Genomic DNA, 25,684 nt, shown 5'->3' with positions numbered 1-25,684 from the left:
TGGCTTTTTCCGGGTTGCTTTTTCGGGGCGGTCTTTTCGGGGCGGTCACTCTGTGCTACGGTAGCCGCAACCCCGTATTTTGACAGGTGTGAACAGGTGGCCCTGCGCCATGAGGAAATGACCATGAAAACCCGTACCGGCACACATAGCAGCACACATAGCAAAACACGTACTGAACACGACACCTTTGGGCCGATTGAAGTCGCGTCCGAGCGGCTGTGGGGGGCACAAACCCAGCGCTCCCTGCAGAATTTCGACATCTCCGGCGAGCAGCAGCCGCGCGAAATTATCCGGGCGCTGGCGGAAATCAAGCGTTCGTCCGCACGGGTGAACCACGCGTTGGGTTTGCAGGGCGAAAAAAAGACGGAGGCGATTGTGGCCGCCGCCGATGAGGTGATCGCAGGCCGGCATCCTGACGAATTCCCGCTCGTGGTCTGGCAGACCGGCTCGGGCACCCAGACCAACATGAACGTCAATGAAGTGCTGGCCAACCGCGCCAGCGAGTTGCTGGGCGGCGAGCGTGGCGATGGCCGGCTGGTGCATCCCAATGACGACGTCAACCGCAGCCAGTCCTCCAACGACGTGTTTCCCACGGCCATGCATGTCTCGGCGGTCGAGGCCATCACGCGTCGGTTGTTGCCGGCCATCGCGAAGCTGCGCGCCACGCTGGCACAGAAGGCCAGCGACTTTGATGACATTGTCAAGATTGGACGAACTCACCTGCAGGACGCCACACCGCTGACGCTGGGCCAGGAGTTCTCGGGCTATGCGGCGCAACTGGAGCAGTGTGAAAGGCACGTGGCCGCGGCTCTGCCGCACCTCTATGAACTGGCACTGGGCGGCACGGCGGTGGGCACCGGCCTGAATGCACCCAAGGGTTATGCCGAGAAGGTAGCGGCCGAGCTGGCCAGCCTGACCGGGCTGCCGTTCGTGACGGCACCCAACAAATTCGAGGCGATGGCCGCTGCCGATGCGCTGGTGCACGCGCACGGTGCGCTCAAGACGCTGGCCGCCAGCCTGATGAAGATTGCCAACGACGTGCGCTGGCTGGCCAGCGGGCCGCGCAGCGGCATTGGGGAACTGAGTATTCCGGAAAACGAGCCCGGCTCGTCCATCATGCCGGGCAAGGTCAACCCGACGCAAAGCGAGGCGGTCACCATGCTGGCCGCGCAGGTGTTCGGCAACGACGTGGCCATCAACTTTGGCGGTGCATCGGGCAACTTCGAACTCAATGTGTTCCGGCCCATGATTGCGCACAATTTTTTGCAGAGCGTGCGCCTGCTGGCCGACGGCATGGTGAGCTTTAACGACCATTGCGCCGCCGGCATTGAGCCCAATCGGGCGCGCATCACCGAACTGGTGGAGCGGTCATTGATGCTGGTGACGGCGCTCAACCCTCACATTGGCTACGACAAGGCGGCGTTCATCGCCAAAAAAGCGCACAAGGAGGGCAGCACGCTGCGCGACGCCGCGCTCGCCTCGGGTTATGTCACGGGCGAGCAGTTTGACGCCTGGGTGCGGCCTGAAAACATGGTGGGCTGAGGTTGGCGGCAACCCGGTTCGGCAGTTGCTCCCTTGACTCATTGACAAGATCATAGGGTTTACCCTATGATTGCGGTCAGGAATCTTCTGACCACCAAGGGAACATCATGATCACCTTCGCCCTGTATTCGAAGATTGTCCAGCCCGCATTTGGTGCACGCGTACGCAACTTGCTGCGTGAGTTGATCGCCGCCACGCCGCTGTACATCTTCATCAGCGCACTGCGTAGCCGCTAAGTACTGCCTCCTGCCGGCCGGTCTGCGCCACCGGCGGCAGGCTGCGTTGCGCGGCTTCTTTTTTGTGCTTCCCCAGCCCGGTGCAACGCCGGGCGTTTGCTGATCCACGCATGGCGCGCCAGGCTCGGCGCCGCGATTGTTACGCCCTCCAATTTCACGAATCAGGTTCGCTGCTATGAAGTCCACAGCAATGGACTGAGCTTTGTTTGGCCCTGCCGTATTTGTATCGCATGCAACGTCGCGTAAAAATTTCCCAAAATTGATCGTGGTCAAGGGGCTTTTGAAATCACGCTCTGACAATCGGCCGACAACAACAACAACAACAACAACAACAACAACAACACCATTAGCCATTGCAATTTCGATTGCAATTTCCACGGTACAAAAGCGACAGGAGACATGAATGACATACGCCAACAAGGCACTCACCGCGCCGTCCAGCGCACATCGCTGGATGCAGCTTCTCATGGGCATCGTCTGCATGGCGATGATCGCGAACCTGCAATACGGCTGGACCCTTTTTGTGAACCCGATAGCCGACAAGCACGGCTGGAGCAAGGCCGCCATCCAGGTTGCCTTCACGATTTTCGTTTTGACTGAAACCTGGCTCGTGCCGATTGAAGGCTACCTGGTCGACCGCTTCGGGCCGCGCCCGGTGGTCATGGTCGGTGGCATTCTTTGCGGCGTAGGCTGGGTGCTCAATTCGTTCGCCGATTCGTTGATGCTGCTCTACGTCGCCGCCGCGGTCAGCGGCATTGGCGCCGGGGCGGTGTACGGCACTTGCGTCGGCAATGCCCTGAAGTGGTTTCCGGATCGCCGTGGCCTGGCGGCGGGCCTGACAGCTGCGGGTTTTGGTGCGGGTTCCGCGCTCACCATTCTCCCGATCTCGGCCATGATCAAGGGCAGTGGCTATGAAGCCGCATTCCTCTATTTCGGCATCATCCAGGGGGCGGTCGTATTTGTTGTGTCGTTCTTGCTGACACGGGCGCCCGAGAATCTGGCCAAGAGCGGCTCGATCTCCACGATCAATGTGCAGCAGAGCCGGCGCGACTACAAGCCGTCCGAAGTCCTGCGCTCGCCGGTGTTCTGGGTGATGTACGTCATGTTCGTGATGGTGGCGGCCGGTGGCCTGATGGCTACGGCCCAGCTCGGCCCCATCGCCAAGGATTTCCACGTCGGTGACGTGCCTGTCAGCATCATGGGCCTGATGCTGCCTGCGCTCACGTTCGCCCTAGCCATCGACCGCGTGCTCAACGGACTGACCCGTCCTTTCTTCGGTTGGGTGTCGGACCAGATCGGCCGTGAAAAAACCATGCTGATCGCCTTTGGCATCGAATCGATCGGCATCCTGGCGCTGTACCAGTTCGGCCACAACCCAATCGCCTTCGTGATCCTGACGGGCATGGTGTTCTTCGCCTGGGGCGAGATCTACAGCCTCTTTCCCTCGACCTGTGCCGATACTTTTGGCTCCAAGTACGCCGCTTCCAACGCCGGCTTGCTTTACACCGCCAAGGGCACGGCGTCGCTGCTGGTTCCGCTGTCCAGCGTGCTCACCGCAATGACCGGCAACTGGCACGCCGTGTTCATTGTTGGCAGCGTCATGAACGCGATCGCGGCGCTGATGGCCTGGTATGTGCTGCGCCCGATGCGGCGTGCCGAGATGGAAAAGGCCGTGCTGCCGGCAGCTGCACCGAGCCGCGTTGCCAGCTTCGGCCGGATTGCCCCGTCGGCGGAATGAGGCGAGGCCTTGCGGCCCTGCGTCTTCAGTGGCGCTGGGCCGCAATGGCCGACATCACCTTGTCGGTGTAGGCAATGGCCAGCGCGGACAGCAGGAAGGTGATGTGGATGGCGGTCTGCGCAATCAACACGCGGTCGCTGTAGTTGTCCGCATTGATGAAGGTCTTGAGCAGGTGAATCGAGCTGATGCCGATGATGGCCGTGGCCAGCTTGACCTTGAGCACGGACGCATTGACATGGCTCAGCCATTCAGGCTGGTCGCGGTGGCCTTCCAGGTTCATGCGGCTCACAAAGGTCTCATAGCCCCCCACAATCACCATGATCAGCAGGTTGGAGATCATGACCACGTCTATCAGGGCCAGCACCACCAGCATGATGACTGTCTCGTTCAGGGCGGCAATCGGGGTGGCCGTCTTGTAGCCAATGCTGGTGATCAGCGCCTGCAGGGCCGTCTCGCTGCCAAACGCAGCCTCGATCAGGTGCACGAGCTCCGCCAGGAAGTGAACCACATAGACGGCCTGAGCCGCAATCAGGCCCAGGTAAAGCGGCAATTGCAGCCAGCGGCTGGCGAAAATCAGGTTGGGAAGGGGACGAAGCGGCGTTGAGTTAGGAAGGGGATGAAGCGAAATTGGTTTTGTTGGTGTGGGTTCTGACATGGGGCGCGTGACTGAAAAGTTGGAAAATTGTAAGGTAGCGGGAGGGATGCAGGAAAGACCCTCCGCTTTGCGGAATTTTGTAAGGTTCAAGCCAGTCAGTGGCTTGTAAGTGCGGGATATGACAGTATCGGCAGTATTGACAGTATCACGCATCCCAATGACAAACAGGAGACAAAAGCAATGAGTTCCGCCCCGTCCAACATCGAGTCCGTGCTGGTTGAAAACCGCGTGTTCCCGCCCAGCCCAGCCATCGTCAAGGCCGCCCGCATTTCCGGCATGGAGGCTTACACCGCGATGTGCCGGGAGGCCGACAATGATTTTGACGGCTTCTGGGCCAGGCTGGCCAAGGACAATCTCAGCTGGAAAAAACCTTTCACCCAGGTTCTGGACGAGTCCAATGCGCCGTTTTACCAATGGTTTGCCGATGGTGAACTGAACGCCTCCTACAACTGCCTGGACCGCCATCTTGGCACCCCGACAGAGAACAAGAAGGCCATTATTTTCGAGAGCGACGATGGCAAGGCGACCCATGTCACCTACAAGGAGCTGCATGCGAAAGTCAGCCAGTTTGCCAGTGCGCTCAAGGACCTGGGGCTGAAGAAGGGCGACCGTGTCATCATCTACATGCCGATGACCATTGAAGGCGTGGTGGCCATGCAGGCCTGCGCCCGCATTGGTGCCACGCACTCGGTGGTGTTCGGTGGTTTTTCGGCCAAGAGCCTGCAGGAGCGTATCCAGGACGCTGGTGCTGCCGCTGTCATCACGGCCAACTACCAGTTGCGCGGCGGCAAGGAGTTGCCGCTCAAGGCGATTGTGGACGAAGGCATTGCCATGGGCGGCTGCGAGTCGATCAAGAACGTGGTGGTCTACCAGCGCACCGCCACGGCCTGCAACATGGTGGCCGGGCGCGACAGCCTGATGCACGAGATCACGGCCAAGGCCGCAGCCACCTGCGAACCGGAATTTGTGGGCGCCGAGCACCCGCTGTTTATCCTCTATACGTCGGGCTCCACCGGCAAGCCCAAGGGCGTGCAGCACAGCACTGGTGGCTACCTGCTGTGGGCCAAGCTCACCATGGATTGGACCTTCGACATCCAGCCCGCTGATGTGTTCTGGTGCACCGCCGACATCGGCTGGATCACCGGCCACACCTATGTGGCATATGGTCCGCTGGCGGCTGGTGCGACGCAGGTCATCTTTGAAGGCATTCCGACTTACCCGAACGCCGGCCGGTTCTGGCAGATGATCGAGAAGCACAAGGTCACGATTTTCTACACCGCGCCCACCGCCATCCGTTCGCTGATCAAGGCCGCTGAAGGCGATGAAAAAATACACCCGGCCCGCTCGGATCTGAGCAGCCTGCGCATTCTGGGTACGGTGGGCGAACCCATCAATCCCGAGGCCTGGATGTGGTACTACAAAAACATTGGTGGCGAGCGCTGCCCGATCGTGGACACCTTCTGGCAAACCGAGTCGGGCGGGCACATGATCACGCCGCTGCCTGGCGCGACGCCGCTGGTGCCCGGAAGCTGCACCTTGCCGCTGCCCGGCATCATGGCTGCCATCGTCGATGAAACCGGCAAGGACTTGCCCAACGGCTCGGGTGGCCTGCTGGTGGTCAAACGCCCGTGGCCGTCCATGATTCGCGGCATCTGGAACGACCCCGAGCGTTTCAAGAAGAGCTACTTTCCGGAGGAGATGGGCGGCACGATGTACCTGGCCGGCGACGGCGCGGTGCGCAATGCCGACAACGGCTACTTCCGCATCACCGGCCGGATTGACGATGTGCTCAATGTGTCGGGCCATCGCATGGGCACCATGGAAATCGAATCGGCACTGGTGGCGCACTCAACCCTGGTGGCAGAGGCTGCCGTGGTGGGCCGTCCTGATGACCTGACCGGCGAGGCGATCGTGGCGTTTGTGGTGCTCAAGCGCTCGCGGCCCACGGGCGATGAAGCCAAGGCGATTGCCAAGGAGCTGCGCGACTGGGTCGGCAAGGAGATTGGCCCGATTGCCAAGCCCAAGGACATCCGGTTTGGCGACAACCTGCCCAAGACGCGCAGCGGCAAAATCATGCGGCGCCTGCTGCGCGGCATTGCCAAGGGTGAGGCCCTCACGCAGGACACCTCGACGCTGGAAAACCCCGCCATTCTCGATCAGCTGTCTGAAAACCTTTGAGAGGTTTCTGAGGAGGCTTTGAGAGATCCTTGAGAGGGGTCGGTACCGGCCGGCCACTGACCACTCACCACTGACTAATGAGACTGACCAATGCCCATCGGGCTGGTCGGTCGTACGGTCACCCCGTAGCGCCCACAAAAAAGGCCCGTCATTTTGACGGGCCTTTTTCATTTTCATTTCCCTGTACCCACCGATGCCGGAGGGGCAGGTCGTGAGCCAGGATTACTTTTGCGCCAGGATCCAGGCCACCAGCTTTTTGGCTTCGTCAGGGGTGACCTGCGCATTGGCCGGCATCGGCACGGGGCCCCACACGCCCGAGCCGCCCTTGATGACTTTGGCTGCGAGTTTGTCGGCCGCGTCTTTCTGGCCGGCGTATTTGGCGGCCACATCCTTGTACGAAGGGCCCACCAGTTTTTTGTCGACAGCGTGGCACGCCATGCAATTCTTGGCGGTTGCCAGCTGCAGGTCTGCCAGCGCGGGAGTCGATACGGCAAAGCCGGTAGCCACGGAAGCGATTGCCAAAAGAATGCGTTTCATGGATTGTCCTCGTGAGGGAGAGTTATAGATTCAGTTACAGTCAACTAACGCGATTGTAGTGATGCCGGTTGACCCCGTGCTGCAGGGGAATACCCGGCCGCTTTCCCCCCAAATCCTCAGGAGTTACGTATGTATTTGTTATTGATCGGAATTGTTGGCCTGGTGATGAAGTACCTGGAAATAGACCCGGTCGCAGCCTGGAGCTGGTGGGTCGTGCTGTCGCCTTTTGCGCTGGCGGTGGCCTGGTGGGCCTGGGCGGACGCTTCGGGCTATACCAAGCAGAAGGAAGTTGACAAGATGGCCAAGCGCAAGCAGGACCGCATTGACAAGCAGCGCGATGCCATGGGCATGCTCAAAAAACGAAAATAACTGGATTTCGGGCCGCCAGGAGTTGTCCTAAGCGTTGCCCTGTTACCAAAGTAAAGAGCCCGTGAAGTCTGTGACTTACGGGCTCTTTTTTTGTTTTACAGGTCAGCCGGCATCAATAGTCGTCCAGCACCGCGCCCTTGCTGGCGCTAGAGGCATTGAAGGCAAACTTGGCCTGCACGCCGCGGTTGTAGCGCGGTGCCGGCGCCTTCCAGCCGACCTTGCGTTTTTCCAGCTCTGCGTCGCTGATGTTCAGTTGCAGCAGCAGCTGTTTTGAATCGATGGTGATGGAGTCGCCCTCGTTGATAAAGGCGATGTTGCCGCCGGCGGCGGCTTCGGGGGCCACGTGGCCGACCACCATGCCCCACGTGCCGCCGGAGAAGCGGCCGTCGGTGATCAGGCCCACGCTTTCGCCGAGCCCGGCACCAATCAGCGCACCGGTGGGCGCCAGCATTTCCGGCATGCCGGGACCGCCCTTGGGGCCGAGGTAACGCAGCACCATCACGTCGCCCGCCTTGATTTTGCCGGCCAGAATGGCGGCCAGCGCCGACTGCTCGTCGTCAAATACGCGGGCCGGGCCAGTCATGACCGGGTTTTTCAGGCCGGTGATCTTGGCCACGCAGCCTTCCGGCGAAAGGTTGCCCTTCAGGATGGCCAGGTGGCCCTGGGCGTACATGGGGTTGCCGATGGGGCGAATCACGTCCTGGTCGGCGCGCGGTGCCTCGGGCACATCTTTCAGCACCTCGGCAATGGTCTGGCCGGTGATCGTCAGGCAGTCGCCATGCAGCAGGCCGGCCGCCAGCAGGATCTTCATGACCTGCGGAATGCCGCCGGCGCGGTGCAGGTCCACGGCCAGGTACTTGCCAGACGGCTTCAGGTCGCACAGCACCGGTGTTTTCTGGCGCACGCGTTCGAAGTCATCGATCGTCCAGTCCACGCCAGCAGCATGCGCAATGGCCAGGAAGTGCAGCACGGCATTGGTCGAGCCACCCGTGGCCATGATCACGGCGACCGCGTTTTCAATGGCTTTTTTCGTGACGATATCGCGCGGCTTGATGTCTTTCTTGATGGCTTCGACCAGGACCTTGGCCGACTCTTTGGCCGAGTTCATTTTCTCGTCGTGCGGATTGGCCATGGTGCTGGAGTAGGGCAGCGAAATGCCGAGCGCCTCAAAGGCGCTGGACATGGTGTTGGCCGTGTACATGCCGCCGCAGCTGCCGGTGCCGGGAATGGCGCGGCGCTCGATTTGCAGCAGGTCTTCATCGCTCATGCGGCCCGCTGCGTTTTCGCCGACGGCTTCAAACACGCTGACGATGTTGAGGTCCTTGCCCTTGTAGCTGCCCGGCAAAATGGTGCCGCCGTAGACATAGATGGCCGGCACATTGGCGCGCAGCATGCCCATCAGGCCGCCGGGCATGTTCTTGTCGCAGCCGCCAACCACCAGCACGCCGTCCATCCACTGGCCCTGCACGCAGGTTTCGATGCAGTCGGAGATCACTTCGCGGCTCACCAGCGAGTACTTCATGCCCTCGGTGCCCATGGCCATGCCGTCGGAAATGGTGGGCGTGCCGAACACCTGGGCGTTGCCGCCGGCTTCTTCAATGCCCGCAATGGCCGCATCTGCCAGCTTTTGCAGGCCGCTGTTGCAGGGGGTGATGGTGCTGTGGCCGTTGGCCACGCCAACCATGGGCTTCTTGAAATCGGCCTCTTCATAGCCCATGGCGTAGTACATCGAGCGGTTGGGCGCGCGCGATTTGCCTTCGGTGATGTTTTTGCTGCGGGGATTGAGCTGAATGGTCTTGGTTTCCATGGATGTCTCGTGAGGTTGTGAGGTTGTTGCCGCGCCGGATGTCACATGCAGGCAGGGCGGAGTACGTGGGGCTATACGTGAGGATATACGCGAGGATATTTCTACCGGAAAGCCGAGTATGCGTGTTTTGATTGATTCTTTCCAATCCATTATTTGTGTTGTATTAATATGTATGGCATATGACAGATTCAGCGCATTCCGCTCATTCAACCCATTCCGTTCCTGCCGGAGGTGGCGAATCCCGCAACCCTCCCTTGATCGAGCTTCGCCTGTGGCGCCAGTTTGCAGCCGTCGCCGACGAGCTTCATTTCGGCCGTGCCGCCCTGCGCCTGAACATGACCCAGCCGCCACTGACGCAGGCCATTGCCCATCTTGAGGCGATGCTGGGCCTGAAGCTGTTCGACCGCACCAAGCGCAGCGTGCGGCTGACCGCGGCGGGGGCCGCGCTGTTGCCGGAGGCGCGCGACCTGCTCGCGCGTGCCCAGGCCTTGCCCGTGTATGCGCGCGCCACGGCCGATGGCGAGGCAGGGCGCTTGCGGCTGGCCTTTGTGTCAACCGTGGGTTTTGATCTGCTGCCGCGCTGGGTCCGGACCTTTCGTGAGCGCTATCCCAAGGTGCAGCTGGAGCTGATTGAGGCCACCGGCGACGTGCAGCTTCAGGCCCTGGAGCGCGGCGAGATCGACGCCGGCTTCATGCTGCACTCGCCTGGCTTTGCACCCCCCGGCCTGGTTTGCCGGCGCATCTCGCAGGATCCGCTGGTGCTGGCCGTGCCGGAACAGAGCGTGCTGGCCGGCAAGCCCGGGCTGGTACTGCAGGACTTGCTGGAGCAGCCGCTGGTGATTTTTCCGCGGCACATCCTGCCTTCGCTCTACGATGCGATTTTTGCCATGTACCACGCGGCTGGCCATCTGCCGCGCGTGGCTCAGGAGGCCATCCAGATGCAGACCATTGTCAACCTGGTATCCGCAGGCCTGGGCGTGGCCTGGGTGCCCGACAGTGTGCGGCAGTTCCAGCGGCCGGGCGTGGTGTACCGGGAACTCAAAAGGGGTAAGGGGCAGGTGGTGCCGGGCTGTGAGACGAGCCTGGTGTGGGCTGCCGGGGCGGCCAGTCCTGCATTGCAGCGGTTCATGGCGTTTGCGCCGGGTTGAAAGCGTTCGCCGGGCGGGCAGCGCGGACGGCTCGCGCTGTGAGGGCGCGGCTGTCGGTGGGCTGTGGGCGGGTTGTCGGCGGGGTGTCGGCGCCTATTTCCAGGCAAACGCCGGCTGCTCGAAATGCGCCACGCGGGTGGGCCGGCCCTCGATGCAGACTTCGCGAAACTGGTAGATGATCGCCGCCGTTGGCGCCGCAATCCAGTGGTCGCCGACCGGCATGCGCAGCACCGGGTGCCCGCCGTGTCCTTCATCGGCCAGCATGGGCGCGTCTGCGCGCAGAAACTCTGCAATGGGGATGCGGTGAATGCTGGCCACCTCGGCCGGATTGGGCCGAATGTGCTGCGCCGCACCGGCCCAGACGACGACCGGGGTGATCACAAAACCCGAGCGGGTCACAAAATCATCGAGCCGGCCCAGGATGGCGCTGGCATCGAGTTTCAGGTGCACCTCCTCGGCCAACTCGCGCAGGGCCGCCTGCTCTGCCGTTTCGCCGGCGTCGATGCGCCCTCCGGGCAGCGCCCACTGCCCCGCATGCTTGCGCAGGTGGCGGGCGCGCCGCGTCAGCAGCAGGGCCGCCTGGGTGCTCCACACCGCATGCTGCGGGAAACCCGGCAGTTCGGCGCCATGGCCTTCGTCCGTGATGGCCACGGCCACCGCCGCCGCATGCTGCTGGTCGCGCGCGGCCACCTGCAGCGTGAAGGCGCGCAGCGTCTCCTCGATGCGTGTCCTGAGATGCTGGTCCTGCTGCATGTTGCGGCTCGTGTCTGTTGTGCCTGGCGTGTCTGTCATTCCTCCGGTCACCACTGGTTGCGCAGCTCCCGCAGCCTGGTAAACACCGTCTTCGCATCGGGTTCGTCCGGCAGGTCGGGAAAGCTTTCGCGCAGTTTGGCAATGAGGCTGGGGCTGCTCAGGCGCAGGAAGGTATTGATCAGCTTTTCCTGCGCGAGCGTGGTGACAGCCGACTTCGCGGGCTCATGGTCAGTCACGCTGGGCAACAGGGCTTTCGCGGTGGCGTTGTCGGGCTCGCGCGCCAGGGTGAACCGGAGGTTGTTCTCGATGTAGTCGTGGCCCGGATAGACCAGGGTGTTGTCCGGCAGCCGGGCCAGCTGTTCCGCAAAGGTGGCATACAGCGCGTTGACGTCGCCGCCGTTGTGCACATTGCCGGCGCCCGCATTGAACAGCGTGTCGCCCGAAAACAGCGCCGGCTGGTCGGTGTGCGAGCGCAGGCAGATGTGGCACATCGTGTGGCCGGGCGTGTCCAGGCATTCCAGCTCGACGGTCTTGCCGACCTTGATCACGTCGCCGGCCTTCACGCCCCGGTCCACACCCGCAATGCGCCCGCCGGCCTTGTAGTGGGCGATCAGTTTGGCGCCGGTGGCCGCAATCACGGCCGCGTTGCCGCCGGTGTGGTCGTGGTGCTCGTGGGTGTTGAGGACCTGCGTGATCTGCCAGCCCTTGACCTTGGCGGTGGCCAGCGTCTTTTCATGGTCGAGCGGGTCGATGGCCAGCGCCTCGCCGGTTTCGGGGCAGGCGATCAGGTAATTGAAGTTGCGGTAGGCATTACCGGTCCAGATGCGTTCGACGATCATCGCGGGCTCCAGGGGCTTGTTGACGGTGAGCGGACCATTTTAGGGCGCATGCCAACAACGGATGGTCGGGTGCCAAAGCTGCGCAAAGGGTTTCCGGATTCAGATCGTGCGGCGCAGCCTTGCTTCGCGGTGCCGCTCGATCATCAGGATGGTCGCCGCCACCGCAGCCATGTTCGGGTTCACCTTCAGCGCGCGCTCAAGGTAGGGCTGGGCGCGGTCGGGGTCACCCAGCGCCAGGTAGATCTGCCCATAGCCCGAGAGCGCCCCGAAGTGGTGGCGGTTGCGTTTCATGACTTCGTCGCAGTCTTTGATTGACAGATCGTACTGGCCGAGCAGGTAGTAAGCGGTGGCGCGTTTGTTCCAGCCCTCGGCAAAGGCGGGTTTTCTGCGAATGACCTCTGAAAACGTGGCCACGGCCTCGACCAGTTGGTGCGCTTCCATCTGCTGGATGCCGCGCAGGAGCAGGGCATCGATCGCGCGGTCGCCCGAGCGGCTCCAGATCTGCCACAGCGCGGCTTCGGCGAGTTCGCGCACCGGCGCGTCATCGTCTCCCAGGTGGGCAACGAGCCGGTCGGCATCGGCCATGACGCCGACTTCGCCCAGGCGCACGACGGCAGCGCGCCGGACGGTGGGCTCGGAGTGCTCGATCGCCTTGCGCGCCTGCAGCCGCGTAATAGTAGGTGGAGTTGGTGGAGTGGGCGGGCCGGCCACAGGCAGCGGCTGCGCAGCCATCATCGTGCCCGGGGCGGCCAAGGTGGCCAGGGCGACGCATAGGGTCAGCGCGCGCAACATGAGGCTCATGCTGCCCATCCTATACGCCGGGAGGCACGCCGGCAAATTACTTGATGGCGCCCGCCCGGCGCTGGCRCACGGCCGCCGCCAGCTGCTCCAGCACGGCCACGGTCGCCTCCCAGCCGATGCAGGCGTCGGTCACGCTTTGCCCATAGTGCAGGCCCTTGCGGCCATCGACGATGTCCTGCCGGCCCTCGACCAGGTGGCTTTCAATCATCAGGCCGCAGATGCCGGTCGAGCCGCCGGCGACCTGCTGTGCAATGTCGGCCGCCACGGCGGGCTGCCGGGAATAGTCCTTGTTGCTGTTGCCGTGGCTGCAGTCAATCACCAGGCGGGGCGGCAGGCCGGATTTCTCCAGGGCTTCGGTGGCGCGCCTGACGCTGGCGGCGTCGTAGTTTGGTCCGTCACTGGCGCCACGCAACACCAGGTGGCCATCGGGGTTGCCGGTGGTCGTGATGATCATGGCCCGGCCTTCGAGCGAGATGGTCGGAAAGCGGTGCGGCTGGGCAGCGACGTGGATGGCGTCAATGGCCGCGCCCACGCTGCCGTTGGTGGCGTTCTTGAAGCCCACGGGCGCTGATAGGGCAGAAGCCATCTGCCGGTGCAGCGGGCTTTCGACCGTGCGGGCGCCAATCGCGCCCCAGGTCAGCAGCTCGGCGTAATACTGCGGCGTCACCAGGTCCAAAATTTCAGAGGCCGCCGGCACACCCAGCCGCGCGCATTCGAGCAAAATGCGCCGCGCATGGCGCAGACCTTCGCCAATGTCGCCCTGGCCGTCCAGCCCCGGGTCATAAATCAGGCCCTTCCAGCCCATGCGCGTGCGCGGCTTTTCGAAGTAGACGCGCATCACCAGCAGCAGCGATTCGCCAAGGCGCACCGCTTCCTGGCGCAGCCGCGCAGCGTACTCGAGCGCCGACTCGGGCTCGTGAATAGAGCAGGGGCCCACGACCACCAGCAGCCGGTCGTCCAGGCCGCGCAGGATGTTGCGGGTGGCGGCGCGCGACGCGGCGATGAATTCGGCTTCAGTGTTGCCCACCGGCAGTTCGTCACGCAGCAGCCGGGGTTCCGGCAGCGGGTCGGCCTGGGCGATGTGGATGTCCGAGATTTGGGTTGTCATGGCGTCTCCGTGATTCGCAGGCGTTCTTCAGCGCTTCACTTTACAGCCCACGGCATCAATCCACCAAAACCTTGACTTGTCATTGCGGGCCCGACCCGCAATCCATGGATCCCGGATCAAGTTCGGGATGACAAACCAGCGGCAAGGGCTTAACTGAACCGTATTGAGGCTAGCCCCAAATTTCGGTCGGACGCCCTGGCCGGAACCCGGATGGCGTGCTTGCAAAACGGGCGCTCAATGGGCCTGCCGATGCGGATGCTCCAGAAAAAACCGCACCATCTCGGCGCTGGCATCCGGCCCACGGGCATCGGTATATGAACCCTCTGCGCTGCCGCCTGACCAGGCGTGCGCCGCGCCGTGCACCAGCCAGTGCTCGGCCACCACCGAACCATCGTCTGCGCGGTGCACGCGGCGCGTGGTCGCGCGGCCGTCAGTTCCTTTCAGGTGTTCGACTTCGACAGCGGCCGCCGTGCCAACGCTGGCCGTGATGACCTGCTCGCCGTTGCCCGGGTGCACCGTGGTATCGGCATCGCCATGAAAGACGATGGTTGCCACGCCGCTGGCGGCCGCACGGGTGGTGGTGCCGCCGCCCCTCATCGCGCCCAGCGCAGACGGCAGGTCTGTTGCGATGCCGGCCGCCAGCCCCGAGTGCACGCCCACCGCAGCATACAGGTCAGGGTAGGCGTCGCCCAAAATGGCGGCCATGGCGCCGCCCGCAGACAGGCCCGCCACATAGACACGGTTCGGGTCAATCGCATGGCGCGCCATCACCTCGCGCGTCATGCCCGCCAGCAGCGCCGGCTCGCCGCGCCCGCGGGCCTGGTGGGTGTGTTTGAACCAGTTCCAGCAGCGCTGCGGATTCATCTGCTGCGACTGCGCCGGGTACAGCACGAAGAAGCCCTGCGCCAGCGCCGCATCGTTCATGGCGGTGCCCGCCGCAAAATCGTCCGGGTTCTGGGTGCAGCCATGCAGCATCACCACCAGCGGCAGCGGGCGCTCGCCGGCGCCCGGCGGAATATAGAGCTTGAAGTCCCGGTGACCCGAAGCGTCGCCATGGCTGCCGGCAATGAAGCGGCCGGCGTCAGGAGCGTTGCCGACCGGCGCCGATGGCGCCTCGTCATCAAATGTCCGCGCAACGTCAGGCACCTCGCGCGCCGCAACATCGATCACGTTGCGCAGGTCTTGGCCGGCAGCTACTGCGGCAGCCACACCGCCGCCCAGCGCGGCCTGGATCGCGGCGGTGGCGGCTTGCAGGTCACCGGCACGGGTGAGCTGGGCGGCATCCTTCATCAGGCGTTGGAAATCGGGGTTCATCAGCTTCTTTCGGTTCGATTCGTTGATTCGTTGACTCGTTGGATCAGCGGATGCGCTGCACAAGCGCGGCTTTCACGGCGGGGCTCGCATGCAGGGCGCCCAGCACGGTCAGCGATTCGATGGTGGCGAGCGCCAGCGCGGGCGTGACCTCGGGCGCGATTGTGGCCAGCCCCAGCACGCGGATCTGCAACTTCTCCCCAGCTGCCTGCACGGCTAGCAAGTCCGCTTCGGTGTAGTGCTGGATGCCCAGCACCAGCGTCTTGCGCGAAACGACCTGGCGCACGACCTCGCTGTGCGTGGTGAGCTGGTTGCGAATTGCCGTGCGGATCAGGTCGGTCCGGTTCGCGTAAAAGCCTTCCTGCACCAGCAAGTCAATCTGGCCAAGGTCAACACAGCCAAGGTTGATCGTGATCTTTTCGTCGACCGGCTTGGGCGTTGCAATCTGGGAGGTTTTGCTGGGTTTTGGCATTTTACCATCTTAACACCATCCAAGTGGATGTTCTATGGATGGCAAATTGAGAAATCCGGGTAGCTTGGGCAATCCTCATTTAAATCAAAGCCTTCTGCCTGGGTACTAACGCGCTATTCCACTGGATCGATGACCCGGCGATGGTGGTCATTGGGTTCTGATGGCTATAAAAATGATAATGCTGCTTCTTCTTGGTAAAAACCCGGGTGGGTAATGCATCACACCCCATCAGGCCACTTTTCGAAGCGGTCGTGTTATACCGCAGCGTGTGCGGTATACATTACGTTAGCCGCCTTTTCACGGGAGAGTTCATGTCAGTCGACATAGGTAGCGTCATAAGTTGGATCGGCGATGTGGCTCCGGTCACCTTCGTAATTGCAGCCCTCGGAGGCGTGGTCGGATCGCTAGTCTCCGGCCTCTACTTCAAACGATCCCTTGAGAGTCGTTATATTATTCTTGAGTTGGAGCGATTGATTCAAGAGTTGAAGGCGAATGCTGACGGAGAGGTACAAAATTCACAAGAAGCGTACCGGGCGTTCATCGAATCGCTACGTCAAGAACAGAACAAGCAAGCGTCTTCTTCTATCGCGCTAGCAAAGCTTGGGGAGTACTTGAGCAATCACAGTCCGTCAGACTCGCTAACCAAGGGAGTCGGACGGTGACTTCATACGAAATCTTTCTGTGCGGCTTTGCGGGTAGTGCCGCAGTCGATATCGTGGCCGCAGCACAGGTATACAACGCACACACAATAGTTGTTCCGGAGCGATACAAACGAACCGCCTTTTACGTTGTCAGGCTCTTGCTCGCCATTGTTGCCGGTGGCCTTGCGGTCGCTTACGAGATTGACAAGGTACTGCTTGCTGCGAACATTGGGGCCGCTACGCCACTGATCATCCAGGCTTTTTCTCAAGGAATCGGAAATATCCCAGCGGTGTCCGGCTCCGGATCCCACGTCCAGAAGATTCCTCCTGCAGGCGGCTAATCAAACGTTAATCATCACAACAACACCACCACCCCGTATCGTGAGCGACATCCCAATTCACGTTTCACCGCCGTACTCCGAGGGCGCGCGAGACGATGCGCTCTTCCACTACACAACCGCGAAAGGGCTCATCGGAATCCTGAGTACCGGGCAGATCTGGAGCACTGCGTACTACTGCGCCAATGATGAGTCGGAGCTGGCCACTGGAAAGGGCGTCCTGTCTCCTCTGTTCCGCATCCGCACCTTCGAGCTGATCAAACAGAACGATCCGCGCGTGTTGACGTTCGCCCGTCGCGGAGTCGACGTCTTGGAATACGCTGCCCAGTTTGAGAACCGGATCGCTTCAAATGCGCTCAGTATGCTCTGCGCATACATTACGTGCTTCTGCAAGCCAACCGGCGAAGAGGACTTCAGGCACGGCCTTCTGAGCCAGTGGCGGGGCTATGGGGCCGATGGCGGCTACGCCTTGCACTTTAGCCGGAAGAAGCTTCTCGCGGCCGTCGCAAACATTGGTCCGGGCGACTACCTGGACTACGACCTTCTAGACGTTCATTACCACCTCGAAAACCCCCTAAAGGCTGAGGTACTACGGCACGGCGACGCCTTCGTCCAGGCCTACGAGCTCTATCTGGACGAACTTGCTGATCCACTCGTCTTCAAAAAGAAGACTATGCGGAACCCCATTGCCAGCCTCCCCGGTGGCTCGCTGGAGGCCTTCCTCAACTATCTGGTTCACACCAAGAACAAGCACTTCGCCGAAGAGCGAGAGTGCAGACTCAGTCTTGTTCAGGCTGCCTCCGTGCCTGCCGCCGTGGCTGTCGGATCGCTCCCGGTTTCTTACTACGACCGTGGCGGCCTACCGGTACCCTATAACCAAACGCCGCGCGCACGCTTCAATTTGCTCGACTGCGTTGAGTGGATCGTTATCGGCCCTGGCCCTCGCATGGGGGCGCGCTTCAGGTCGGTTAGGCAGCTAGTCAGTCAGCACGCGGAGCACATCGAGGTCCGCCCGTCGCATATCCCGTTCACGCGGCTCTGAAACAGTCACCCCACGTCAGTGATGCCTATTCTGTTGAGCGACGCTATGCCAGAAGACTCAAAGAAAAAGTCCCGTCCAATTCCGTCGAACTACTTTTCCCCGGTTAGTCTTTATCGACCTCTGAAACTCTTTGGGAAGACGTTCAAAGTGCATGCTTCAACGGCCTTAACGTTGTCGCCGGATACCGTGTTGCGTACCGCGCTAGATTTGAGTCTGCTGCAGTTGCTGCGCCAATACAAACCGACTCCTGATGACCACTGGAAAGATAGCCCCCTCAAGGTCATCAAAGACCTATCGAGGGCTATTACCAGAACGAACAGACTATCGACCACAACGCAAGATGGCATACACCGGCTTTTCGGTCGTTTTATTCCGAATGATGTATTGGCCGAGGCTCTTCAGGGTAAAGAACTGACAAGCCCCCTTCCTTGGCAATCTGACTGGGAGGCGGTACTACGAGGTCTCGGTGAGCCTGGAGATGACGATTTGTACCAACTGGTGCAAAGGCTGGCCCGACTGGATCAAGCTGCTTGGTCAGCCCACCAATTGCCCGAGACTGATTTCGTGACACTGCTGGAGCCTCATATTGGTCGTCCCCAACAGAGCTGGAGTAAGTACAACTCAGATCTAAAGCTGGCAGTTGTTCTTTTAGTAGATACCAGTTTGCAAGCCTTGGTATGGATGGAATGGTGTGGCGCGGCAGAAAATTGGCAAGATCGGCGCGAGGTACCGGTGTCGAGACTCTTGCCCTTTCTTGCCGAGGGGAAAAAGCCACTGGGGCACTGGCTGTTGAGGATGCAACAGGCCGCCTGTTGCGCTAACTTGGCGGAATTTAGCAGTTGCATGGTCCGCAAAGGCATCAAACGACATGGCTTTTACTTGAGCCATGATCTATTAAAAAAATGGTCAAGCGGTCAACAACTAATGCCGTTCAAGGCTGCAGAAGGTGTGTTGGAGGCTGTTGGAGGCGCGGTAGATTCGGAACGAGAGCGTGGTCTGTTTGCCGTGACCAGATTTATATCGTTCCTGTGTGATTTGGTTATCGCAGGCACTCGCGGCGAACCACCGTTGTGGATGGTCGCGCAAGACCAGATACGGAGGCGATATTGTGAACTTTACGAACAAGCAGCCACCACACGAGTAATGCAGTAATGCAGTAATGCAGTAATGCAGTAATGTACTTTTAGCGCTACGCCGCAACTCAATCTTACGTACAAGTTCTGTGAGTGCTGGCCCACTGCGCTAGAGGGCCAGCGGGTTTCAAGGTCAGTCCTCGTTAGCATCTCCTCGCTGCCCTTGGTAGGCATCGTTATTGGGATTCAATTGATTACTGTGGTTGTCCATGCTGTCATCGTATGCATCATTGTTCGGATTCATGCTGTCGCTACGGTCATCGTTTGGCGTTCTAGACATAATTTTTTCTCCATTCAAAGTTATGCCGGATTCTTGAGGGTGMGGCATCCGCCGGCACGGAAATTCCGCCCACCGCATTCGCGGTGTCAAGAAGTCTCTTGGAAAGCGCTGCAGTTGCGGTGCTGTTCTGTGAAAAAGAAGCTTTACAGAATCTGTGGGCGCTAAGGGCAATGTCGCTCTTGATTTAGAAAACCTGTGTCCACCTTCATCATGGCGGCGTAGCTGTCGCACAGCTTTTGGGCCAGGGCCTTCTTCTGGTCCACCGGGTAGCGGCCGTTGACGTCAAGTTGCAGGTAGGGCATGGCGGTTTCCTTTCTCGCTGATCAGTGTGGGGACTTGGCGGCTGGGCTGCTCCAGTGCAGGCATTCTGGGAAAATCATATTTTTCCCGTCCAACGAAGTCCCTTATGCCACTGCCTGCACCCCAAGCCCGATCCCACCTGCACACACGCGCTGTCGTCTTTCGCGGCTACCACCGTGAGGATGGCCTGTGGGACATCGAGGCCGAGTTGACCGACACCAAGACCTATGCGCTGGAGCGCTTCGAGCAGGGCGAGCTGCCGCCGGGCACGCCACTTCATGGCATGGCGATCCGGGCGACGGTGGACGACACCCTGACGATCCGCGAGATCGCCAGTTCGATGGACCACACGCCCTTTGGCGAATGCCAACAGGGCAATGACCCGATGCAGCAGATGGTGGGCGTGACCATGGGGCCGGGCTGGCGCCAGGCCATTGAGCGGGCGCTGGGCGGCATCAAGGGTTGCACGCACCTGCGCGAGTTGCTGTTCAACATGGCGACTGCGGCCTACCAGACCATTCCCGGTTACCGCGACCGCCTGCGCAGGCAAGCCGGCCTGCCCGAGCCTGAAAACGCCGCGCCGCCTTACCACCTGGGCAAATGCATCGCCTGGGATTTCGACGGCCCGGTGGTGCAGCGCCATTACCCCAAGTTTGCGGGCTGGCAGCCGCTCAAGCGGCAGGGCTGAGGGGTCGCTGGCCCGGATCTTGTTGAAGTCGCCGTGCTGGCCGCGCTTTCGTTGATGGGCGGGTTCATCGGCACGCGGACCAGGCGGGGGTCTGCGCAGGCGATCATCCGCCGCCCAATTCCCCGCGCAGCGACTCGACCACCTCCCGGAACTCTTCGCGGTTGTGCTCGCTCAGCCCCGAGAGCGCCTCGTGCGCGTGCAGAATCCGCTCACGCCACGCTGCCGGGTCGTCGTGCCGGGTGCTCAGCGCGTAGAGCTCGGGCACGGCGGTAATGTCCTCGCGGATGCCGGCCAGCACCCTATCCATGCTCAGCTCTTCGAAGAGCGCGCGCACCGCAGGCGTCACTCCCGCGAGCACCACGCGGCCCCGGCCGACCAGCTCGTGTACCGTGCCGAGGCAGGTGCTGTCCAGGTAGTCGCAGCCGGAGAGGTCCAGCACCAGCGGCCGCCCCTCCTCCAGTACGGCACGCGCGGTTTCGTAGAAGGCGTCGCAGTGCATCCAGGTGGCCCGGCCACGCAGCGCGAGGTGCACGGCGTCCTCCGTCTCCCCGTAGAAGACGACCTCGCCGCCTGGCCGCGCCGCGCCCGAGCCGGCCAGGTTGGGGCTCGCGGCGCCGTTGTCGAACGAGGAGGGGCCGGCGTGCGCGTCGATCAGGAGAATGGTCACGTCGTCCGGGTCCGGGTCCAGAGCCGGATTCGCGGCGGCGCCACCGCGCAGTTCCCCCAACATCTCCTGCGCGCCGGAGAGCGGCATGGAGAGCACCCGCTTGAGCCGTTCCAGCTCCTGCTCCGTCCCTGACGGGAGGAGCCCATCGGTGTAGAGGAGCATTCGATCGCCCGGCGCCAGCTGAAGCCGCTCTTCGTGGAAGCGTGCATCCAGCGCCAGCCCCAGCGCCGGCCCCGTGCGCCGGATCAGGCGCGTCTCCCGGCCCTCGCTCACGTGCAGCACGGGTGGGTGCCCCGCGGAGGCCAGCGTCACGCTACCCTCCACCGTGTCGAGCAGGCCAAAGACGGCGGTCACAAAGAGCCCCGGCGCCTCGATCGACTGGCAGAGCGAGCGGTTGACCGCGTCCAGCACCGCCGCTGGCGCCAGTGCGCGGCCCGTCTCCGGGTCCACCAGCACCAGCCGCTGCTTGAACAGCACCGAGAGCATCGCCGAGGTGACGCCGTGACCGGTGGCGTCCGCCAGGTAGAAGGCCAGGTGCCGCTCGCCGAGACGGACCACGTCGTAGAGGTCGCCGCCCACGTGCTGCCCCGGCCGGTAGACTGCCTGGACGCAGTAGCTCTCCACCAGCGGCGGGCTGCCCGGCAGAAGCGCACGCTGGATCACCTCCGCCCGCTCCAGGTCGCGCCGCAGCAGCTCCGACTTCTCCTCCAGCTCTTGCACCTTTCGCTGCAGCTCCGCGTGCAGCCGCGCCTGCTCCGCCAGCAGCCGCCGCCGCTCCAGCGCGTTGCGCACCGAGACCTCCAGCTCTTCCATCCGCGGCGGCTTCGCCAGGAAGTCGAACGCCCCGAGCCGGATCGCCGCCACCGCCGAGTCGAAGGTGTCCAGCCCGGAGAGGACGATCCAGATGGTGCCCGGCGCCGCCTCGCGCCCCCAGCGCAGCAGCTCCAGCCCGTTCATCCTGGGCATCATGATGTCCGTCAGGACCAGCGCAACATCCGGGTGCTGGCGCAAAATCGCCTGCGCCGCGATCCCGTCGGCGGCCTCCAGCACCGGAGCGCAGCCGAGGCGCTCCAGCGCCCGCTTCATCAGGAGGCGGGTCACCGGCAGGTCGTCCACCACCAGCGCGAGGGGGGCGGGGTCGGGAGTCATGGGATGCGGGGATAACGGGGATAACGGGGATAAGGGGCGCAGGCGGTGTGTCGCACATGCCGTGCGGCGCCCTGTTTTTCTTCTTTTTCTTCTATACGCATCATCGGTTTCCTCCTCGTTGATCGAGTTGCCGCTGCCGTATTGGGATTGGAGGTCCCGCGCCGTATTATTGTCTCTGCACTGCCTGGCGGCAACTGCAGATTGATGCGTCGATGAGTTCTTCTCGCTATTAAAAGTAGCTTATGAAAAGTAGCTTATGGCGACCATCCCACGAGACTGCAGCCAGATGTAACCCCGGAGGGTCGGCAAAGTTACAAACTGGGTTGACTGTCACCTTAAACTTGGTCCATGACCCCGGCCCTTCACCGCGCAGCCACTTTCGCCACTGAACAGGCCCGCCGTCTGATGGGTGCCGTCAGGCGGCACCCCGTGCGGGCGGCTTTGGTACTGCCGGCGTTGATGCTGCTGTACGTGCTGGTGTTGATTCCGTTCACGCCCGGCATTGGCGACCTGCGCAAGGCCAAGTCTGAAGCTCCCTCGGTGCTGCTGGCGTCTGACGGCACGGTGCTGGCCGAATACAAACGCATCAACCGGCAGTGGGTAACGCTGGACAAGATTTCGCCCCATGTGGTGAACGCTTTGATCGCCACCGAAGACCACCGCTTTTATGAGCACCATGGCATTGATTTTCGCCGCACGGCTGGGGCGGTGCTCAGCACTTTGTCGGGCAACCTGCAGGGTGGCTCGACCATCACGCAGCAGCTGGCGCGCAACCTTTACCCTGAAGAAATCGGCCGCGCCGCCAGCATCACGCGCAAGGCCAAGGAGGCGATCACCGCGCTGAAGATCGAGGCGGTGTATTCCAAGCGCGAAATTCTTGAGACCTATCTCAACACCGTGCCATTTCTCTACAACGCCTTCGGCATCGAGATGGCCGCGCGCACCTATTTCGACAAGTCGGCCGACAAGCTCGACGTGCTGGAGAGCGCGACGCTGATCGGTATGCTCAAGGGCACGAGTTACTACAACCCGGTGTTGAACCCGGAGCGCGCCGTGCAGCGCCGCAACCTGGTGCTGGCGCAGATGGCCAAACACGGCAAGCTCGACCCGGCCCGGGTTGAAATGCTGGCCAAGCGGCCGCTGCGGCTGGACTTTGAGCGGCAGACCGAGGCGCTGGGCCCGGCGCCGCACGTGGCCCAACATTTGCGCAAATGGCTGATCGCCTGGGCCGACCACAGGGGCTTCGACATTCATGCTGACGGCCTGCGGGTGCGCACCACGCTTGACGCCAAGATCCAGAAGGCGGCCAACCAGGCGGTGGCGCGGCAGATGGCGCAACTGCAAACGCTGGCCGACGGCCGGCGCAAGGCCGGGCAGGAGCGTCCCGTGCTGCAGGCCGGCTTCCTCGCGCTCGACCCGCGCAACGGCGCCGTGCGGGCCTGGGTGGGCAGCCGCGACTTTGCGCAGGAGCAGTTTGACCACGTGAGCCAGGCGCGGCGCCAGCCGGGCTCGACCTTCAAGCCCTTTGTCTATGGCGCGGCCTTCATGCTGGGGCTGGACCCGCTGGACACCCTGATTGACCAGCCTGTGGCCATCTCGCAGCAAGGCGGCGAGGTGTGGACGCCCAGCGATGCGACGCCGCCCACCGGCCTGCCCACCACCTTGCGCGACGGGCTGGTGTATTCCAAAAACACCATCACGGCCCAGCTGATGCAGAAAGTGGGGCCGGCCAAAGTGGGGGCGCTGGCGCAGGCCATGGGGGTGCGGCAGAGCAAGCTGGACCTGGTGCCGTCACTCGCGCTGGGCACCAGCCCCGTCACGCTGCTGGAGATGGTTACCGCTTACGGCACCATTGCCAATGGCGGCAGCTACATGCCGCCGGTGCTGGTGCTGCGGGTGGAAGACCGTAACGGCCGGTTGCTCGAACAGTTCGAGCCCGTCAGGGAGCGCGAGCTGGCCATGCCGCGTGCGCATGCGCTGACACTGGTGAATGCGATGCGCGGTGTGATTGACGAGGGCACGGGCACGGCCATTCGCCAGCGCTACGGCATCCAGGCCGACGTGGCCGGCAAGACCGGCACCACGCAAGACAACACCGACGGCTGGTTCATCATGATGAACCCGCAACTGGTGGCGGGTGCCCGGGTCGGCTTTAACGACAACAGCGTGACGATGGGCGCCTGGGGGCAGGGCGCCCGCAGCGCGCTGCCCATGGTGGGCGAGGTTTTTCAGCAAGGGTTTCGCAACCGCTGGCTTGACCAGAACGCCGAATTCGACATTCCGCGCCCGCGGCCCGCTCCGCCGGCGCCGCCGCCGATCATGGAGGTCATGAATGGCTTGTTTGGCAGGATTTTCCGGCAGTTGCAGGGGAATTGACTGAAGACGCTACAAAAAAGGTAGTTGCTCGCGCCCGTGTTTATCGGGATGAAGGCCGATTTTGTAGAAAATCGGTAACTACTCAGGTCTGTCTACCGTTCGGGCTGAGTCCATCCTCGTGTTACCCCTTCCCGCCTTTGGGGGAAGGCGGGAAGGGGGCTCCCCGCATGTGTGCGAGTGCACCTTGATACTGAACGCTTTTGTGGTTGGAGACAAAACTCCCTGGGCGGCCCGAAGCGAAGATGTGGATCGCCGCGCTGCGCTCGCAATCACGGGAATGCCGTCATGAATTGTGAAAGCTCAATAAGGGTCGCACTGCCCCCATCCCGGCCTTCCCCCAAAGGCGGGAAGGAGCAAGAGGAGCAAGAGGAGCAAGAGGAGCAAGAGGGGGAATGGATCAAGGCCATGGTGCTGTGACTTGAGTAGTTACGAAAATCTGCAACCACAACCCCACTCGCAAGACCGCGCGCCATGCTGTCATGATCACGACCTTGCCCCCAACCGTTCCCGTCTTCCGGAGATGACATGTCAATGAACACCCCCGTCCTCGCCCCCCGCATTCGCCGGCTGCTGGCCGTGACCGACGCACAGGTGCAGGCGCTGGCCGAACTGCTGATCGATTGTGTGGAGGGCGGCGCATCGGTGAGCTACATGCTCCCCTTGTCGATGCCTAAGGCGCTGGCGTTCTGGCGCCGCGTGGCGGATGGCGTAGCACAGGGCGAACGCGGCCTGTTGGTGGCCGAAGATGCCGACGGCATCGTGGGGACTGTGCAACTGGTGCTGGACCAACCCGAAAATCAACCGCACCGCGCTGATGTGTCGAAGATGCTGGTGTACCGCCGGGCCCGGCGTCAGGGGCTGGGTGCGCTGTTGATGCAGGCGGCCGAGCAACTGGGGCGCGAGTGCGGCAAGTCACTGCTGGTGCTCGACACCGCGAGCGGCGATGCCGAGCGGCTGTATGCGCGGCTCGGCTGGCAGCGTTGCGGCGTGATTCCCGGCTATGCGCTGCTGCCGCACGGCGGGCTGTGCGACACCACCTACTTCTACCGGGTGCTGGGCAGCTGAGCTTCGGCTGCAGTCTCGCCAGGGTGTCCAACGGCGGCTGCGCTACTGGGCTGTGTTACTGTTTTGGCTTCCGACCTGCCGGAGCGCTCCATGCCACGCTTTCTTCTTGACGAAGCCCAGATTCACCCTGCTATCCGCAACAAGATTGCGATGCATCAGCAGGCCATCGTGCAAGAGGTGATGACGGCGATCAGGGATAACGATGTGGTTGTGGTGGGAATGGGGATGAACCCTTTTTCCCGAAAGGCGTGCAAGGCGCTGGACAATATCGGGCAGGCTTACCGGTATCTGGAATACGGCAACTATCTGAACACCTGGCGCGAGCGCAATGCGCTCAAGATGTGGACCGGCTGGCCGACCTTTCCGATGGTGTTCGTCAAGGGCACTCTGGTGGGTGGCGCTGCGAATTTGCAGGCGCTGATAGACAGCGGCGAGTTGAAAAAGATGCTGGCATGAACTTCGTTGGGCCCTCCGGCAACTGCGGTTGAACTGACCGGACACGAGTATTCAT

General features: G+C 62.2%; 25 protein-coding genes. 13 read left to right on the top strand and 12 right to left on the bottom strand.

Annotation, left to right across the window (positions count from 1 at the left end; genetic code table 11):
* Positions 1 to 123: 123 nt before the first annotated feature.
* Positions 124 to 1,542 carry a class II fumarate hydratase gene (gene fumC / locus AC1DUB_RS04015; protein ID WP_477728414.1) on the top strand — a complete coding sequence of 473 codons (1,419 nt, stop codon included), beginning with the start codon at positions 124 to 126 and terminating at the stop codon, positions 1,540 to 1,542.
* Between the two features lie 59 nt (positions 1,543 to 1,601).
* Here the strand turns inward: fumC and AC1DUB_RS04010 are convergent, their stop codons facing one another.
* Entirely contained in the window at positions 1,602 to 2,156 is a 555-nt protein-coding gene (locus AC1DUB_RS04010) for a hypothetical protein (protein WP_477728413.1), read from the bottom strand.
* A 25-nt stretch (positions 2,157 to 2,181) separates the two neighbouring features.
* Here AC1DUB_RS04010 and oxlT point away from each other — a divergent pair, with 25 nt between their 5' ends.
* Positions 2,182 to 3,516, top strand: coding sequence for an oxalate/formate MFS antiporter (oxlT, locus tag AC1DUB_RS04005; protein ID WP_477728412.1), 1,335 nt, complete (start codon positions 2,182 to 2,184; stop codon positions 3,514 to 3,516).
* 25 nt (positions 3,517 to 3,541) lie between these two features.
* On the opposite strand, the gene AC1DUB_RS04000 is transcribed toward oxlT, so the two are convergent.
* A complete protein-coding gene (locus tag AC1DUB_RS04000) occupies positions 3,542 to 4,171 on the bottom strand; it encodes a YqhA family protein (protein WP_477728411.1) in 630 nt (209 codons plus the stop codon).
* Between the two features lie 180 nt (positions 4,172 to 4,351).
* Between AC1DUB_RS04000 and acs the strand changes: the two genes are divergently transcribed.
* On the top strand, positions 4,352 to 6,349 hold the full coding sequence (acs, locus tag AC1DUB_RS03995; protein WP_477728410.1) for an acetate--CoA ligase: 1,998 nt from the start codon (positions 4,352 to 4,354) through the stop codon (positions 6,347 to 6,349).
* A gap of 222 nt (positions 6,350 to 6,571) precedes the next feature.
* Here the strand turns inward: acs and AC1DUB_RS03990 are convergent, their stop codons facing one another.
* Complete coding sequence (locus tag AC1DUB_RS03990; protein WP_477717038.1) at positions 6,572 to 6,886, bottom strand: c-type cytochrome; 315 nt, start codon at positions 6,884 to 6,886, stop codon at positions 6,572 to 6,574.
* A 129-nt stretch (positions 6,887 to 7,015) separates the two neighbouring features.
* Between AC1DUB_RS03990 and AC1DUB_RS03985 the strand changes: the two genes are divergently transcribed.
* On the top strand, positions 7,016 to 7,255 hold the full coding sequence (locus AC1DUB_RS03985; RefSeq protein ID WP_477728409.1) for a TIGR04438 family Trp-rich protein: 240 nt from the start codon (positions 7,016 to 7,018) through the stop codon (positions 7,253 to 7,255).
* A 112-nt stretch (positions 7,256 to 7,367) separates the two neighbouring features.
* On the opposite strand, the gene ilvD is transcribed toward AC1DUB_RS03985, so the two are convergent.
* Entirely contained in the window at positions 7,368 to 9,062 is a 1,695-nt protein-coding gene (gene ilvD, locus AC1DUB_RS03980; RefSeq protein WP_477728408.1) for a dihydroxy-acid dehydratase, read from the bottom strand.
* 179 nt (positions 9,063 to 9,241) lie between these two features.
* Here ilvD and AC1DUB_RS03975 point away from each other — a divergent pair, with 179 nt between their 5' ends.
* Positions 9,242 to 10,210, top strand: coding sequence for a LysR family transcriptional regulator (locus tag AC1DUB_RS03975; RefSeq protein ID WP_477728407.1), 969 nt, complete (start codon positions 9,242 to 9,244; stop codon positions 10,208 to 10,210).
* A gap of 93 nt (positions 10,211 to 10,303) precedes the next feature.
* Here AC1DUB_RS03975 and AC1DUB_RS03970 read toward each other — a convergent pair whose 3' ends face one another.
* The 6 genes from AC1DUB_RS03970 to AC1DUB_RS03945 form a co-directional block, all read right to left on the bottom strand.
* Positions 10,304 to 11,002, bottom strand: a complete 699-nt coding sequence (locus tag AC1DUB_RS03970) for an NUDIX hydrolase (RefSeq protein WP_477728406.1) — start codon at positions 11,000 to 11,002, stop codon at positions 10,304 to 10,306.
* Positions 11,003 to 11,010: 8 nt separating this feature from the next.
* Positions 11,011 to 11,802: a hydroxyacylglutathione hydrolase gene (locus AC1DUB_RS03965; protein WP_477728405.1), complete on the bottom strand. Its 792-nt coding sequence runs from the start codon at positions 11,800 to 11,802 to the stop codon at positions 11,011 to 11,013.
* Positions 11,803 to 11,901: 99 nt separating this feature from the next.
* Positions 11,902 to 12,603: a tetratricopeptide repeat protein gene (locus AC1DUB_RS03960; protein ID WP_477728404.1), complete on the bottom strand. Its 702-nt coding sequence runs from the start codon at positions 12,601 to 12,603 to the stop codon at positions 11,902 to 11,904.
* A gap of 37 nt (positions 12,604 to 12,640) precedes the next feature.
* Positions 12,641 to 13,711 carry a 3-deoxy-7-phosphoheptulonate synthase gene (locus tag AC1DUB_RS03955; protein ID WP_477728403.1) on the bottom strand — a complete coding sequence of 357 codons (1,071 nt, stop codon included), beginning with the start codon at positions 13,709 to 13,711 and terminating at the stop codon, positions 12,641 to 12,643.
* A 234-nt stretch (positions 13,712 to 13,945) separates the two neighbouring features.
* A complete protein-coding gene (locus AC1DUB_RS03950) occupies positions 13,946 to 15,025 on the bottom strand; it encodes an extracellular catalytic domain type 1 short-chain-length polyhydroxyalkanoate depolymerase (protein WP_477728402.1) in 1,080 nt (359 codons plus the stop codon).
* 43 nt (positions 15,026 to 15,068) lie between these two features.
* Positions 15,069 to 15,494 carry a CopG family transcriptional regulator gene (locus AC1DUB_RS03945; RefSeq protein ID WP_477728401.1) on the bottom strand — a complete coding sequence of 142 codons (426 nt, stop codon included), beginning with the start codon at positions 15,492 to 15,494 and terminating at the stop codon, positions 15,069 to 15,071.
* 311 nt (positions 15,495 to 15,805) lie between these two features.
* Here AC1DUB_RS03945 and AC1DUB_RS03940 point away from each other — a divergent pair, with 311 nt between their 5' ends.
* Genes AC1DUB_RS03940 through AC1DUB_RS03925 form a run of 4 tightly spaced genes read left to right on the top strand, consistent with a single transcriptional unit; the run spans position 15,806 to position 18,667 of the window.
* Positions 15,806 to 16,156: a hypothetical protein gene (locus tag AC1DUB_RS03940; protein WP_477728400.1), complete on the top strand. Its 351-nt coding sequence runs from the start codon at positions 15,806 to 15,808 to the stop codon at positions 16,154 to 16,156.
* Positions 16,153 to 16,476, top strand: a complete 324-nt coding sequence (locus AC1DUB_RS03935; protein ID WP_477728399.1) for a hypothetical protein — start codon at positions 16,153 to 16,155, stop codon at positions 16,474 to 16,476. The genes AC1DUB_RS03940 and AC1DUB_RS03935 overlap by 4 nt, the downstream gene beginning before the upstream one ends.
* A gap of 40 nt (positions 16,477 to 16,516) precedes the next feature.
* Positions 16,517 to 17,515: a DUF2971 domain-containing protein gene (locus AC1DUB_RS03930; protein ID WP_477728398.1), complete on the top strand. Its 999-nt coding sequence runs from the start codon at positions 16,517 to 16,519 to the stop codon at positions 17,513 to 17,515.
* A 45-nt stretch (positions 17,516 to 17,560) separates the two neighbouring features.
* A complete protein-coding gene (locus AC1DUB_RS03925; protein WP_477728397.1) occupies positions 17,561 to 18,667 on the top strand; it encodes a hypothetical protein in 1,107 nt (368 codons plus the stop codon).
* A 422-nt stretch (positions 18,668 to 19,089) separates the two neighbouring features.
* Here the strand turns inward: AC1DUB_RS03925 and AC1DUB_RS03920 are convergent, their stop codons facing one another.
* Positions 19,090 to 19,230 carry a hypothetical protein gene (locus tag AC1DUB_RS03920; protein ID WP_477728396.1) on the bottom strand — a complete coding sequence of 47 codons (141 nt, stop codon included), beginning with the start codon at positions 19,228 to 19,230 and terminating at the stop codon, positions 19,090 to 19,092.
* Positions 19,231 to 19,334: 104 nt separating this feature from the next.
* Between AC1DUB_RS03920 and AC1DUB_RS03915 the strand changes: the two genes are divergently transcribed.
* The gene (locus AC1DUB_RS03915; protein ID WP_477728395.1) at positions 19,335 to 19,916 is read left to right on the top strand and encodes a DUF2889 domain-containing protein; all 582 of its coding nucleotides are present in this window, start codon (positions 19,335 to 19,337) and stop codon (positions 19,914 to 19,916) included.
* A 103-nt stretch (positions 19,917 to 20,019) separates the two neighbouring features.
* Here the strand turns inward: AC1DUB_RS03915 and AC1DUB_RS03910 are convergent, their stop codons facing one another.
* Entirely contained in the window at positions 20,020 to 21,732 is a 1,713-nt protein-coding gene (locus tag AC1DUB_RS03910) for a SpoIIE family protein phosphatase (RefSeq protein WP_477728394.1), read from the bottom strand.
* Positions 21,733 to 22,080: 348 nt separating this feature from the next.
* Here AC1DUB_RS03910 and AC1DUB_RS03905 point away from each other — a divergent pair, with 348 nt between their 5' ends.
* The 3 genes from AC1DUB_RS03905 to AC1DUB_RS03895 all read left to right on the top strand — a co-directional run bounded on the left by AC1DUB_RS03905 (position 22,081) and on the right by AC1DUB_RS03895 (position 25,629).
* Positions 22,081 to 24,108, top strand: coding sequence for a penicillin-binding protein 1A (locus AC1DUB_RS03905; RefSeq protein ID WP_477728393.1), 2,028 nt, complete (start codon positions 22,081 to 22,083; stop codon positions 24,106 to 24,108).
* A gap of 531 nt (positions 24,109 to 24,639) precedes the next feature.
* Positions 24,640 to 25,173: an N-acetyltransferase family protein gene (locus AC1DUB_RS03900; RefSeq protein WP_477728392.1), complete on the top strand. Its 534-nt coding sequence runs from the start codon at positions 24,640 to 24,642 to the stop codon at positions 25,171 to 25,173.
* A 90-nt stretch (positions 25,174 to 25,263) separates the two neighbouring features.
* A complete protein-coding gene (locus AC1DUB_RS03895; RefSeq protein WP_477728533.1) occupies positions 25,264 to 25,629 on the top strand; it encodes a glutaredoxin domain-containing protein in 366 nt (121 codons plus the stop codon).
* The last annotated feature ends 55 nt before the right edge of the window (positions 25,630 to 25,684 follow it).

The sequence above is a fragment of the Polaromonas sp. P4_F9 genome (assembly GCF_056401235.1).
Note: the sequence above shows the minus strand (reverse complement) of the source record. Positions and strands in the feature narration are given on the sequence as shown.

What these genes read in the sequence shown, in the direction of transcription:
- AC1DUB_RS03900 (WP_477728392.1), top strand. Translation starts at nt 24,640, where the DNA reads ATGAACACCCCCGTCCTCGCCCCCCGCATTCGCCGGCTGCTGGCCGTG.
- AC1DUB_RS03965 (WP_477728405.1), bottom strand. Translation starts at nt 11,802, where the DNA reads ATGATCGTCGAACGCATCTGGACCGGTAATGCCTACCGCAACTTCAAT.
- AC1DUB_RS03920 (WP_477728396.1), bottom strand. Translation starts at nt 19,230, where the DNA reads ATGCCCTACCTGCAACTTGACGTCAACGGCCGCTACCCGGTGGACCAG.
- AC1DUB_RS03960 (WP_477728404.1), bottom strand. Translation starts at nt 12,603, where the DNA reads ATGAGCCTCATGTTGCGCGCGCTGACCCTATGCGTCGCCCTGGCCACC.
- AC1DUB_RS03905 (WP_477728393.1), top strand. Translation starts at nt 22,081, where the DNA reads ATGACCCCGGCCCTTCACCGCGCAGCCACTTTCGCCACTGAACAGGCC.
- AC1DUB_RS03945 (WP_477728401.1), bottom strand. Translation starts at nt 15,494, where the DNA reads ATGCCAAAACCCAGCAAAACCTCCCAGATTGCAACGCCCAAGCCGGTC.
- AC1DUB_RS03970 (WP_477728406.1), bottom strand. Translation starts at nt 11,002, where the DNA reads ATGACAGACACGCCAGGCACAACAGACACGAGCCGCAACATGCAGCAG.
- fumC (WP_477728414.1), top strand. Translation starts at nt 124, where the DNA reads ATGAAAACCCGTACCGGCACACATAGCAGCACACATAGCAAAACACGT.
- AC1DUB_RS03990 (WP_477717038.1), bottom strand. Translation starts at nt 6,886, where the DNA reads ATGAAACGCATTCTTTTGGCAATCGCTTCCGTGGCTACCGGCTTTGCC.
- ilvD (WP_477728408.1), bottom strand. Translation starts at nt 9,062, where the DNA reads ATGGAAACCAAGACCATTCAGCTCAATCCCCGCAGCAAAAACATCACC.
- AC1DUB_RS03975 (WP_477728407.1), top strand. Translation starts at nt 9,242, where the DNA reads ATGACAGATTCAGCGCATTCCGCTCATTCAACCCATTCCGTTCCTGCC.
- acs (WP_477728410.1), top strand. Translation starts at nt 4,352, where the DNA reads ATGAGTTCCGCCCCGTCCAACATCGAGTCCGTGCTGGTTGAAAACCGC.
- AC1DUB_RS03895 (WP_477728533.1), top strand. Translation starts at nt 25,264, where the DNA reads ATGCCACGCTTTCTTCTTGACGAAGCCCAGATTCACCCTGCTATCCGC.
- AC1DUB_RS03910 (WP_477728394.1), bottom strand. Translation starts at nt 21,732, where the DNA reads ATGACTCCCGACCCCGCCCCCCTCGCGCTGGTGGTGGACGACCTGCCG.
- oxlT (WP_477728412.1), top strand. Translation starts at nt 2,182, where the DNA reads ATGACATACGCCAACAAGGCACTCACCGCGCCGTCCAGCGCACATCGC.
- AC1DUB_RS03950 (WP_477728402.1), bottom strand. Translation starts at nt 15,025, where the DNA reads ATGAACCCCGATTTCCAACGCCTGATGAAGGATGCCGCCCAGCTCACC.
- AC1DUB_RS03940 (WP_477728400.1), top strand. Translation starts at nt 15,806, where the DNA reads ATGTCAGTCGACATAGGTAGCGTCATAAGTTGGATCGGCGATGTGGCT.
- AC1DUB_RS04000 (WP_477728411.1), bottom strand. Translation starts at nt 4,171, where the DNA reads ATGTCAGAACCCACACCAACAAAACCAATTTCGCTTCATCCCCTTCCT.
- AC1DUB_RS03915 (WP_477728395.1), top strand. Translation starts at nt 19,335, where the DNA reads ATGCCACTGCCTGCACCCCAAGCCCGATCCCACCTGCACACACGCGCT.
- AC1DUB_RS03925 (WP_477728397.1), top strand. Translation starts at nt 17,561, where the DNA reads ATGCCAGAAGACTCAAAGAAAAAGTCCCGTCCAATTCCGTCGAACTAC.
- AC1DUB_RS03985 (WP_477728409.1), top strand. Translation starts at nt 7,016, where the DNA reads ATGTATTTGTTATTGATCGGAATTGTTGGCCTGGTGATGAAGTACCTG.